Origin of the sequence: Streptomyces sp. CB02009, from assembly GCF_001905825.1 — a bacterium.
Lineage (GTDB): Bacteria > Actinomycetota > Actinomycetes > Streptomycetales > Streptomycetaceae > Streptomyces.
This window is the reverse complement of sequence record NZ_LIVV01000001.1, coordinates 415505-427812: the sequence shown is the minus strand read 5'-3', so window position 1 is coordinate 427812 and position 12308 is coordinate 415505. Positions and strand designations below refer to the sequence as shown.

Annotated in this window: 6 protein-coding genes; all 6 read right to left on the bottom strand. The window is 75.5% G+C overall.

The genetic code is table 11. The annotated features are described in order from the left end of the window. Positions 1-63: 63 nt before the first annotated feature. Positions 64-1935: an AfsR/SARP family transcriptional regulator gene (locus tag AMK27_RS01920; RefSeq protein ID WP_073902269.1), complete on the bottom strand. Its 1872-nt coding sequence runs from the start codon at positions 1933-1935 to the stop codon at positions 64-66. A gap of 241 nt (positions 1936-2176) precedes the next feature. Next, positions 2177-5317: a helix-turn-helix transcriptional regulator gene (locus AMK27_RS01915; protein ID WP_073902268.1), complete on the bottom strand. Its 3141-nt coding sequence runs from the start codon at positions 5315-5317 to the stop codon at positions 2177-2179. A gap of 73 nt (positions 5318-5390) precedes the next feature. Then, entirely contained in the window at positions 5391-5591 is a 201-nt protein-coding gene (locus AMK27_RS01910; RefSeq protein ID WP_073902267.1) for a hypothetical protein, read from the bottom strand. Between the two features lie 159 nt (positions 5592-5750). Further along, entirely contained in the window at positions 5751-8963 is a 3213-nt protein-coding gene (locus tag AMK27_RS01905) for a type 2 lanthipeptide synthetase LanM family protein (protein WP_073902266.1), read from the bottom strand. A gap of 167 nt (positions 8964-9130) precedes the next feature. Continuing rightward, positions 9131-9814: a transcriptional regulator gene (locus AMK27_RS01900; protein ID WP_231075880.1), complete on the bottom strand. Its 684-nt coding sequence runs from the start codon at positions 9812-9814 to the stop codon at positions 9131-9133. A gap of 3 nt (positions 9815-9817) precedes the next feature. Beyond that, positions 9818-12241, bottom strand: a complete 2424-nt coding sequence (locus AMK27_RS44105; protein WP_274535729.1) for a SpoIIE family protein phosphatase — start codon at positions 12239-12241, stop codon at positions 9818-9820. Positions 12242-12308 lie beyond the last annotated feature (67 nt).

Below are 12308 nucleotides of genomic sequence, written 5' to 3'. Positions count from 1 at the left end.
GGCCGGGACACGCCTCCGGCCGGGCCCCACAGGCACCCCGCGTACCGCCGCCCCCCTCCCCCGCTACGTCAGCACCGGCGTCCCGTGACCCGCGCCCCGTGCGTACAGCCGTATCAGGTGGGGCATGTCGTACTGCGCCGCGTGTGCGGTGACCTCACCGCCCGGCGACGTGACCATGCCGGCGTCGATGAGCGCCTCCACCACCCGCACCGCGTGCCGCTCGTCGCAGCCGAGCGCCTCCGCCGCCTCCGTCAGACCGAAGGGGCCGTCCCCGGTGCCCGCGGCCAGCCGGCCCGCGTCCCTGCCCCGCTGCTCGGGGAGCGTCTCCCAGCCGTGGGCCAGCCGCTGCCGTACGGACACGTCCCCGGCGGTCAGTTCGTCCAGGGCGCCGCTGGGATCCGTCAACCGGTCGGCGAACTCCCGCAGCGGTACGTGGCGGAGCACCGCGAGCCGCATCCCGCTCACCCGGACCGCGAGCGGCGAACCGCCGCACGCCCGTACGATCCGCAGCGCGGCCTCCCGGTCGGCCCGCACCCGGCGCGGGCCGACGAGCCCTGCGAGGAGTTGCACGGCCTCGGCCGTGTCCAGCGGCGGAACGGTGATCCGCCGCACCGGGGCGAGGCCGCCCAGTTGACCGCGCGCGGTGATCAGCACCCTGCCCTGTCCGCCGCACGGGAGCAGCGCTCGTACGGCGCGCTCCTCGGGTACGTCGTCGAGGATGACCAGGACCCGGTGCCGTCCCAGCCACTCCCGCCACGCCTCGGGGGTCGACAGTCCGGTCCGCCCCGTCCGTTCGCCGAGTTCCGCGAGGACGGCGGACGTACATCGGGGGCGTCCGTCCGCCTCCCGCAGGGAGACGCAGAGCCGCCCCTCGGGGAATCGGCCCGCGAGGAGGTGGGCGGCTCTGACCGCCAGCGCGGTCTTCCCCGATCCCGCGGGGCCGGACAGCAGCACGACGGCGCCCGGGTCTCCCGCCTCGCCCGGAGCGACCCCCTCGCCGTGCTCCAACAGGTCCAGGAGGTCGTGGAGTTCCTCGCCGTGTCCGGTGAAGTCGGACAGGTCGGGCGGCAGCAGGACGGTCGGCTTCGACGAGGCGGCCGCGGGTCTCCCGCCCGGCGGCCCGCCGGCCGTGCCCGCCCCGGCGGCCCGGGCGTCCCCCCTGAGGATCTGCCGGTAGCGGGCGGCCATCGCGCCGCTCGGCTCCAGGCCCAGCTCCCTGGCCAGCAGCTGCCGGTAGTCGTCGTAGACCGCGAGCGCCTCCGGCTGCCGGCCGGAGCCGCTCAGCGCGCACATCCAGGCCGAGCGGAGCCGCTCCCGCAGCGGGTGCCGCTCCACCAGGTCGCGCAGCCCCTCGACCACGGCGGGCGCGCCGCCCAGCTCCAACTCGGCCTCCGCCCAGCTCTCGTAGGCCGTCACGTGCCGCAGCCCGAGCCGCTCGGCCTCCTCGGCCAGCGTGGGCGACTGCCGGAGGTCGTCGCCCAGCGGCGGTCCCTGCCACAGGTCGAGGGCCTGTCCCAGCAGGCGTGCGGCCACCTGGGGCGGCTGGCCCTCGGCGGCCCGGACCAGGGAGCGGAACCTCAGCAGGTCGAGTTCCTCCTCCGCCGCGCGCAGGACGTATCCGCCTCCGGTGTGGGCGAGCCGTGGCGGGTCCGGCGCCTCCCGGTCGTCCGGCCCGAAGAGCGCCCGCAGGGCGCTGACGTACACCTGGATGTTCTTGCGGGCGGTACGAGGGGGCTCCTCCGGCCAGACGGCCTCGGTCAACGCGTCCACGGACACCGGTGAGTTGGCGGATGCCAGGAGCGTCGCCAGTATGATGCGCTGCTTCAACGGGCCCAGCGGCAGGGCCCGTTCGCCCTGGAAGGCCGCGAGCTGGCCGAGGACGGTGAACCGGAGTGTGCCGGGTGAGGCGACGGGCCGCGCGGACGGACTCGGCATCGAGCGAACCTCCGTGTGGTGACGGGAGTTGGTCGGTCCGCTCGATGATCCGCCGCGCCGGACCTTCACACATCGGTACCGAACCCTCACAGTCGTGCCGTCGCGGAACGGGTCCTGGGGGACCCGCCCCCAGGGGATCGGGTACGGCCCCCATCCCGGGGCCGACGAGCCCCCACGTCGCCGGACCACACCGGACCGGGCGGGTGGGTGGGCGGCGGGGCGACCGCCGTCCCACTTCGGATCAGGCCGACGGCTGCCGGAACGCGATCCGGGCCGGCCCGGCCGGCGCCCCGTCCTCCGCCCGCTCCGCCGACAGCGCGCACAGCGCGGAGCGGTCCGCACAGCCGGTCTTGGCCATCAGGCTCGCCATGTGCTTCTCCACCGTCCTCGGTGAGATGCACAGGCGCTGGGCGATCTGGAGATTGCCCGGACGTTCCATGAGCAGCACGAACACCTCGTACTCGCGCGGCGTGACACCGGCGGTGCGCAGCTCGGCCGGGATCCGTTCCCGGCCACCTCTGCGCTGCGGCACACTGACGCCCGCCTGGCGCAGGAGCGCCCGGCAGGCACCGGCCACCGGCTGTACGCCGGCCTCGTGGAAGTACTCCTCCGCCGTCCGCAGCCAGGCGACCGGCTCGCCCCAGGAGTCGGCGAGCGCCGCCTCCGCGACCAGCCGCAGGGCGAGATGCCAGACGTGCGGGAACACCGCCGCGACACGGCCGGCCTCCTCCACCGCGCGCCGCGCGCCGATCGGGTCGCCGCCCCGGCCGCGCAGGACGGCGTCCGCCAACCCGAGGAACATCCGGTTCCAGGCCAACTGCCCGCCGGGTGAGGCGAGCGCCTCCCGGTACGCCTCCCGGGCTCCGCCGAAGTCCTCGCCCCCACCAGGGTGATCGCCGTCCAGGATGCGCAGCAGCGGGCGGAGCCCGTACCGCCCGCTGAGGTAGAAGAAGCTCGGATGCTCCCGCTCCCAGGCGAGGGCCGCGTCCAGCTCGGCCGTGGCCCGCTTGCGGTCCTCGGCCATGAGCGCGCCGACGGCCTGGCACAGTCCGCGTTGCAGGGGGACGAGCATCGACTCCTCGCCGCCCGCCCTGCGGAACCGGACGAGGGCTCGCTCCTGTTCGCGGCCCCGCCCCTGGTGGGCGGCGAGCGTGGCGTCGACGAGGAGCAGGTAGCGGTGCGCCGACAGGTTCTGGAGGCGGGCGCTCGCCTCCACGGAACGGTCGACGATCTCCCGGGCCCGGTCCCATCGCCCGGCGAGCACGCTCTGCATGGCGAGCAGTCCGTCGACGGTCTGGAGCACGCTCAGGGAGCCGAGTTCGTGCGCCGCCGCGCGGGCGGTCTCCAGCTGCGTCGCCTCCCCGGTCCGCATGAACGCGTTGGTGCCGAGCCGTACCAGCGCCTCGGCCCGTGACACCGCGAGCCGGTGCTTCTCGGCGACCTCCAGCATCCGGACCAGGCAGGCGTCGGCCTCGTCGAACCCGCGCTGCCGGGACAGCAGGGCGAGGAGCTGCCATGCCTGGCAGGCGACGACGGGCCGGCCGCGCTGCTCCGCGGTGAGCGCGGCGCTCCTGGCGGAACGTTCCGCCTCCTTCAGGCGCTCACGGCCGGCCCGGCCCGCCGCGCCCCGTCCGCCACCCTCTCGGCCCGGTCCGCCGCCTTCTCCACCCCGTCCGCCGTCTTCTCGGCCCCGGCCGGCCGGGCTCCCCCGGTCGTCCTCGCCGTCCCGTCCGTCCTGCTCCGGCAGCAGCGCCAGGTGCCCCTCGACGACCACGAGCGCCGCCTCCTGCTCCGGACGCGGCTCGGGCCCGAGCAGGGCGCGGGCCGCCCGGATCCGGCGGCGGGCCTCCTGCTGCTGCTCGGCCATCGTCGCGACCCAGGCGACCTGGGTGTGTGCCTGGGCCCGCTCCTCCGCCGCAGGGGAGCCGACGGGCACCGGCGCCAGGTCGTCGAGCAGTGCGGATGCCAGGTCGGTCCGCCCGGACTCGGCCTGCGCGATGGCCAGTTGCACGGTGACGTCGTCGCGTTCCCCGTCGGCCGCGAGGCCCCGGGCCCGTTCGAGGAGCACGGCGGCCGATCCGGAGGCGCCGGCGTCCAGCATCTGCCGGCCGACCTGGGCGAACTGCCGGGAGGCCGCGACCTTGTCACCGGCCGCGAGGCGGAGCGTGGCCACCAGCTGGCTCTGCTCCCCGGAGAGTTCGCCGGGACGGTCGCGGGAGAGCGACGAGCCTGCGGACTCCTCGATCGCCTGGGCCGCGCGGCGGGCGAGCGCGGCCTGCTCGGCGGGCGGCAACGACGCTCTGAGCGCGTCCGCGGTCAGCACGTGGCGGAAGGTGTAGTGGTCGTGGGCCGCACCGTCGGGGGCGATGATCCCGGCCTCGGACGCGGACCGGAGGTGGGCGAAGAGGGCCCGGTCGTCGAGCCCGGTCACCACCCTCAGCGCCCCGACCGAGAACCGGCCGCCGAGCGTCGCCGCGATGAGGAGCAGTTCGCGCACCGGCTCGTCGAGCCGGGCGAGCCGGCGCGCCCAGCTGCGTACCGCTCCCGTGGGAACCGTCTCCTCGCCGTGATCGGCGAGGAGCCATCCATCGTCCGCCCTGCTCAGCCGTCCCATGTCCAGCAGGTCGGCCAGCAGCACCTCCACGAGGTACGGGTTCCCGCCCGCGCGCCGGGAGAGGTGCCGGTGCGCGGCCGGGGGCACCTCTCCCGGGGCCGCGTCGAGACAGGCGTCCACCATGTGCCGTACGGCGGTCTCGTCCAGCGGCGCAAGTTCCGTGACGGAGGCGGTGTTGCGCAGCTCGGCGGCGAGCGCGAGGTCCAGCGCCGGTCCCGGATCGGGGCGGAGCGTGCCGACCAGCAGGACCGGGAGGTCCGCCACGTTGTCGGCGACGTACTCGACGACCGCGATGGTCTCGGTGTCGGAGTCGTGCAGGTCCTCCAGGAGGACCGCGCAGCCGCGTTCGCGCCCCAGCACGGCAAGTAGTCTGAGGAGCGCCTCGGCCAGTTCGACGAGCGAGATCGTGTAGCCGGGTGCCGTCGCGGCGGCCCGCCATTCCGGCACGAGGCCGGCCAACGCGGGCCGGTACGGGTCGAGTTCCGGATCGTTCGGTGCGCCGGCCGCCCTGAACCGCGAGGACAGCGCCTCGACCAGCGGCCGGAAGGGGACGACGAGCCCGGTGGACGTGGCGCGGCCGCGCAGCACCGGCATGTCCCGGTCGTAGGCGCGAAGAGCGCACTCGCCGGCCAGCCGGGACTTTCCGATCCCCGCCTCGCCGACGAGGAACACGGCCCGTCCGGCGCCCCTCCGGGCGCTCTCCAGGGCCTCGTCGAGTAACCCGATCTCGGCGTCCCGCCCCACGATGACCGACGACGTCGCACGCATGTCCGCAGGCTACTTGATCCTTTTCGTGCACGGCAGTGGGCCGGGAAGCCCCCGGCCCACGTCCGCCCTCGCGTCAGGACACCGTGATGGTGCCCGTGGTGTACGGCATGTCCCATGTGGCGACCGTGTCCAGATCGGCCGTGCGGAGCAGCCGACTGCGCCGCCCCAGCATCCCCGCGGTGCCGAGGGTGACCTCGCCCACCGGGTCGTCCTGGGCCGCGCCCTCCGCGCCGGCACCGCCGTTGACGTACGTCACCGAGTCACTGATCTGCATGGTCCTCACTCGTCCTTCGGGTCCGCGGGAGTGGTGGTGGTGCCGTGGATGGTGCGGGTGGTGCGTGCCCTGCGGTCGTGCGTGGTGCGGTCGTGCGTGGTGCGGCCGTACGTGGTGCGCCCTTCGTGAGATGCGGTGGCGGGTCGTGCGTGGTGCGGCTCAGCGGTCCTGGTGCCCCTCCGTGGTGCGCAGGAGGAGGAGCGACGGTACGCGCTCCGGGAATCCCGCCCGGAGGAGTCCGTGGCCGATCCCCGCGAGACCGGTCAGCAGACCGGGGTGCGGGACTCCGTCCGGGGCGCCGCTCCTGGCGTCGCTCTCCTCGACGGAGGCGAGGAGAGCCCCTGCTCGGCGGAGCCAGTGGGGTCGCGCTTCGGGGAGCGCGGTGTGGCCGAGGAGTTCGCAGAGGCCGGCCTCGCCGTGGCAGAGGCTGTCGTCGGGAGCAGCCCCGTTCTGTCCCAGCCGCTCGGCGGTCCCCCGCGCCCAGGCCGCGAGGTGCGGGTCGGCCAGGGCGCCCGGTGCGTCCAGCACGGCGAGTGCGACGCCCGCTTCTCCCCGGCACCAGGCCGAGGCCCTCGCCGTGTCCGCCGGTCCGCCGCCCGGGGTGGGGGCGGAGACTCCCCTGCGGTCTCCGCCCGGCCCCGGTCCACCGCCCGGCGCGGCCGCCCCGACGGCCGCCCGGATCGCGGACAGCCCCGCGAGCCGGTACCGCTCGGCGGCACGGAGCCCCGCGCCGCCCCCGACGGTGTCCTCGGCACGCTCACCGGCGAGGCCGGCGGCGGATTCCTCCGCCTCGGCGAACCTCAACAAGGCCCATCCGATCCCCGCCGTCCCCTCCGTGAAGCCCCTGGAGAGGGAGGCGAGTTCGGTATCGGCGGGACCGGTGGCGGCGGCATGGACGGCGACGACCAGCCGGTCCGCACAGGCCCGCGCGGCCCCCACGATCTCCGGAACAAGGCCCGGTACGCCCCTCGTGCCCGCTCCCGTACGCGAACCCGTTCCGCTCCCCGCACCCGTGCCCGTACCCGTGCCCGTACCCGTGCGGCGTTCGCGCGCGGTCGACAGGGCCACCAGGCCGCCCGCGAGCCCGGCGCCCACACCGTACCCCGGCTCGGCCCCGGTCGCCGCGGCCGCCAGCCGCAGGGCGCCCGACGCCCAGGCGCCGACCTCCGGATCGTCCAGCAGCCGGGCCGTCTCGGCGAGGGCGTACGCGATGCCGCCGAGGCCGGAGAAGGCACCCGAGCCCACCGCGCCGAGTTCCTCGGGCCTGGCGCGCAGCGCTTCGAGCAGTCCGGGCACCGGCGTCAGGGCCGTACGGGCGGCCTCGGCGTAGTGACCGGCTCCGGTGAGAGCCGCCAACTGGGCCAGGAACAGGGCCGGCCCGGTGTAGCCGTCGGCCAGGTCGGCCGCCATCGGACCGATCCGCCAGTAGCGGTCGTCGAGGAGCTCCAGACCGATCCAGTTGCTGCGCGGCCCGTCGCGGTACGCGAGGGAGACCAGCTGGTCCCCGACGGACCGGGCGGCCGAGAGCAGCCGCTCCGGCTCGGGGGCGCGTCCCGCGGTCAGGGTGCGCCGCCCCGCGGCCGGCCGGTGCGCGGGGACGCGGGAGGTCGTCGCCATCGCGGCCCGTACGATCCACTCCTGGTCCTGCCGGTCGACGGTGTCCAGGGCGTCGAGCTTCGCGGCGACGCGCGCGGTGCCGGGCAGGTCCGCGCGGTCCACCGCGGGTCGACCCGGTGCGCCCCTGAGGTCGCGGTGACCGGGCTTCGCGGTGAACAACGGTACGTCACCCGCCCAGAGTTGGGCGATCTCCTCGTCGATCACGGCGGGCGGGAGGACCGGCCCGAACTGCTCGGTCCGCAGGGTCTCCAGGACTCGCTGCCGCGCGTGCGCGTCCTTCAGGAGGTCGGGATGCGTCGACTCGTCGAGCAGCAGCGAGTACACCCAGGTGGGACGCACGACCACCCGCACCTCGTCCTCCGCGAACGAGGCCAGCAGGCCGGAGTCCCCGCGCAGTTCGTCCACCGCTTCACCGATGGCCGTGTACCCGGCCCGGAAGCCGGCGCAGAGCGCGTCGACGTGCGCACCCGGGTCGACGGGCCCGCCGGCCGCCGTCCGCGGCAGGTTGGCGGACTCGCCGAACGTCCCCGGCCTGCGCACCAGTCGCATCCGGTCGGTACCGGCGTCGGCGAAGTCCGCGCGTTCCACGGGCGACACGCCCGCACGGCCGCCGCCGACCGCGGACACGTCCAGGGCGCTGTGGTCGCCGACCAGGAGTTGCGGCAGCAACCCCACCCGGTAGACCGAGTCGTGGAGCGCGCGGGCGGCGGGGTCGGAGGTGCCGGAGCCGGGCAGGGGCGGGTGGAACAGGGTCTCCACGTCGACGAGGACCGGGTGGGCGCCGACGGCGATCAGGTTCTCGTGGTGCAGGTCGGTCCCGTCGAGCAGGTGCAGCAGCGCGAGCAGCGCGCCCTGGCGGCGGTAGAACGTCCCGATCTCTGCGGCGGAGGCGCAGGGGCGGGCGGCGACGAACTCCACCCATCCGTAGGCGTCCCGGTCGAGCAGCCGCAGGGTACGCAGGTCCACGGTGCCGGGAAGCCCGTTGAACCAGGCGACGAGGTCGTTGAAGTGGCGGTGCACGGCGAGGGGGCGCGGCTTGTACACCAGCCGCGTGCCGTCGGCGAAGCGCAGCAGCATCACGGTGCGCCCGCCCCGGTGGCCGTCGCCGGCGCCGGGCTCGATGCCCACGAGCGGCCCCGGGCCGCCGCCGGACTCGGCAAGGAGGCCAGAGGCCGCCAGGAGGGTGCGATCGTCCGCGAGGCGTTCCAGCGCCTCGGCCATCGCGTCCGCCGCGTCGAGCGCCGCCCGGCCGAGGATCCGCGCGAGTACGGGACGCCCGGCCAGCAGGTCGGAGAGTCCGCGCCGGGAAGCGGTACGCGTCAGGAAGTCCCGGAACCGGGCCCGGGAGTCGTCGCCTTCGAGCCTCCCGGCGCCGCGCGCCTCGTGCAGTTCGAGGACCAGCGTCCGGGCGGCGGCCCGTGCCAGCCTGCCGCCGATCTGCCGCTCCAGGTCGTGCCGTACGGCCGCCATGTCCACGAGGCCGCGCGCCCGGCCCGACAGGCGCCGCTCCCACCGCGCCCCGGCGCGGCCGGTGAACGTCCGCAGGACCCACTCGAATCCGCTGAGTCCGGTCAACTCCCCCTCGGGCGCGCCGGATTCGGCCGCATCCGGCGCGGCGGCCACGGCCTCCTCGGCCAGCACGGCCCAGTCCGGCCGTTCCGCGTCCCCGTCGTCGCGGACCAGTCCGCTGTCCCACCACCGCTCGATCGCCGACAGCGACGTCGCCGCCCGCTCGTGCCCGGCCCTCACCGCCATCGCCCCTCCTCGCACCGACCCGGCCCACCGCTCCCGGGCCAGGTCCGATCCTGGTACGAGGCAGGCCTGCGCGGCATGGGGAACATCCCCCCATGTTTTCCACCGGACGACGGCGGGGCCGACGGCAACGCCGCCGTCCGGGCACCGGACGGCAGCTCGCCCACGGGCTAGGCGCGCACCGCGGGTTCCTCGCCGCGGGCGATGCCGAGGGTGGCGAGCAGGTCCTCGTGGAGTTCCATCCACACGGTGTGGCAGGAGTCCTCCTTGACCCGGTCGACCCAGGACAGTTCACCGCGCCGGACACGGGCGAGCGCGCCGGTGAAGCGGGGGCCGTAGCCGCCGAGTCGGCCGATCCGCGTCCCCAGCTCGTCCGACAGCAGGTCGATGACCCCGCCCAGTGCGGTGAGTTCGTCGAGCACCCGCCCGTCCCACGCCGCGTCCCCGTGGTCGTTGACCGCGAGCCGCCCCGCTCCGTCGGGCCGCACCTGCCAGTCGGTGCAGGCCCGGAGACAGCGGGCGTTGTGGGCGAGGAACGTCTCGTACCGCTCCCGTACGAAGGGTCCGAGCCCCGCCGCCGCCAGCTCCCCGGCGAGCTGCCGCTCCCCCTCGGCCCGGCCGGAGTCGGTGAGCGTCCACCCCCGTGTCCCGGCGAACGCCCGGCGGGTCACCCAGCCCCTCGCCTCGTGGTCGAGCAGCGCTTCCCGTACGACCTCGGCGTCGAGGCCGTAGCGCGCCGCCGCCTCGTCGTCGTCGGCAACGCCCTTGAGCCGTACGGCGTGCAGGGCGAGCAGCTCGGGGGCGGAGGCGACGGGGCCGGCCGCGAAGTCCTGGGGATCGCTGGGGTTCACCACACGTCAGAGCATAGGTCGCCGGACCAGGAGGAGAGCCACGTCGTCGGTCCTGTGTGCGGCATCCCTGACGTGCAGGGTCAGCTCGTCCGCGAGCCGGTCCAGGTCGGCGGCGCCCGACACCCCGAGCCGCTCCGCCAGGTCCTCCATGGCCGTACCGATGTCGAGGCCCGGTGCCTCGACGAGCCCGTCCGTGTACAGGGCGAGGACGGAACCGGGTTCCCAGGGCAGCTCCATGGTGTCGTACGTGACGTCCGTCGCGATCCCCAGGAGGAGCCCCGGTGGGACCTCCAGCACCTCGGCGCTGCCGTCCGCCCGGCGCAGGAGGGGCGGCGGATGGCCCGCGCTCGCCAGCCGCAGCCGGTGTCGCGCGAGGTCGAACTCGGCGATCAGGCAGCTGGTGAAGCGGTCGGCCTCGAGGTCGTCGAGCAGCCGGTTGGTGCGCGCCAGGATGTCGCCGGGCGACGCGCCGGCCGTCGCGTGCGCGTGGACGCCGGTCCTCACCTGCCCCATGAGCGCGGCGGCGGTCGTGTTGTGTCCCTGGACGTCGCCGATGACGGCGACGACGGAGGTGGGCGTCGCGCGGACGAGGTCGTAGAAGTCGCCGCCGATGTCCATGCCGTGCCCCGCCGGCAGATAGCGGGCCGCGACGTCGAGACCGGGGAGCGGGGTCAGTCGGTGCGGCAGCAGGACGTTCTGGAGGCTCCGGGCGAGCGAGCGGTTGGCGTCGTACAGCCGGGCCCTGTCCAGGGCCTGGGCGATGAGCCCGGCCAGCGAGGTGAGCAGCGCGCGCTCGGCCGAAGGGAAGGGGCGCGGCTGTCCGTACGACAGGACCAGCGAGCCCACGGGACGCCCGGAGGCGATCAGCGGCAGGAACGCCCAGGCGTTGCGCCCTTCGTAGCGCGGGGACTGGGGGTGGGCGCGGCGGAGGTCCTCGTAGGTGGGGTAGAAGACGGGGACGCCGGTGGAGAGCACCTGCGCGTCGGCGACCGGCGCCGTGAGCGGTTTGCCGTCGAAGTGGTCGACGAACGCGTCGCTGTAGCCGCGGTGGCCGATGACGCGCAGTCGGCCCTCGTCGACGCTCAGGAGGACGAGGCCCTCAGGGCCGAACGCGGGCACGATCTGGTCGGCGACCAGATCGACGACGTCGCGCACGCCGGCCGCCTCGGCCAGGGACGCCGCCAGGTGCATCAGCTGGTAGACGGCCGTCGCCCCGACCGGCTCGCCGGGGCGGTTCGGCAGGGTCGGGACGGAGGCGAACGCGGGGGCGGCGGGAGGCACACGGCCGGACGGCGCGGCCGAGCCGGGGGCGGTCGCGGAGGCAGGTGGGGTCCCGGAGGTGGGGGCGGTCCCGGAGGCAGGGCCGGTCCCGGAGGCGGGGGCGGTCCCGGCTGCGGATGAGATCCCGGAGGCGAGTGGGGACACGGAGGCGGGTGGGGTTCCGGGAGGAGCCGCGGAGCCTCGCACGGATCCCTCGTACGGAACAGCCCCGTCCTGCGGTCCGGGCGGCCCGTCGTGGGGCGGCGTCCCGTCGTCCTTCGGGGTGATGAGCACGCTGATGCCGGTCTCGTCGGGATACAGCTCGAACAGCAGCGGTGCCGCCGACCGTCGCAGCACCGTGAACGACGTCGGCCGCCGGGTCACGACCGCGGCGCGGTACCGGTCCTCGAAGGCGGGGTCGTTCAGCCACAGCAGCGTCTCCCACGGACGCTTCCCGAGGAGCGCGGTCGAACCGGCGTTCACCAGGTCGGCGGCGGCGGTGTTGATGAACGTGATGCGTCCGTCGAGGTCCAGGGCGCAGCACCCCACCGGCAGCCGCTCCGCGAGGTCCAGAGCGGCCGCCGCGAGCGCCGGGTCGGCCTCGGAGGGGCGCTCGGGGTGGACGACGTACGGTTCGGTGGGGTGCGGCGGCGGGGGATCCTGGTCGGCGGCCCGCCGCAGCAGCCGGGCCGACAGGCGGCAGTGGGCGTCGAGCGTCTCCTGCTCGCGCGCGTCGAGCTCCGGCGCGTGCGAGACCGGCCAGAGCAGCACGACACCGCCCCATACGGTGGTGTCGTCGGCGATGGGGGCGGCCGCCAGCATGAAGTCGTACGGCAGCACGATCCCGATCCGCGGATAGCGGTGGGCGATGTCCTGCAGGCCGCTCAGCCATACGAGCTTCCGCTCGCGCATGGCGTCGGCGACCGGGATCGGCGCGTCGACCGGGATCCGCACCCAGGGCGCGGCGATCTCCCGGGACAGGCCGGAGATGAGCACGAGGCGCAGCATCCGGTCCCCGGGGATCAGCAGATAGACGAGACCCACCGAGGCCTCGGTGTCCCGCATGAGACCGGTGAGCACGGCGGCCATCCGGCCGTCGGCGAAGACGTCCTCGGGCCCGCTGCCCGCGGTCCCGCCACCCCCGGTGCCGTCACCCGCGGTCCCGCCCACGGGTCTCACCCGCCCGCGGTGGCCGACACGGCACCGCGCGGGTCCGGGCGCGGAGCGCGGCGGCGCC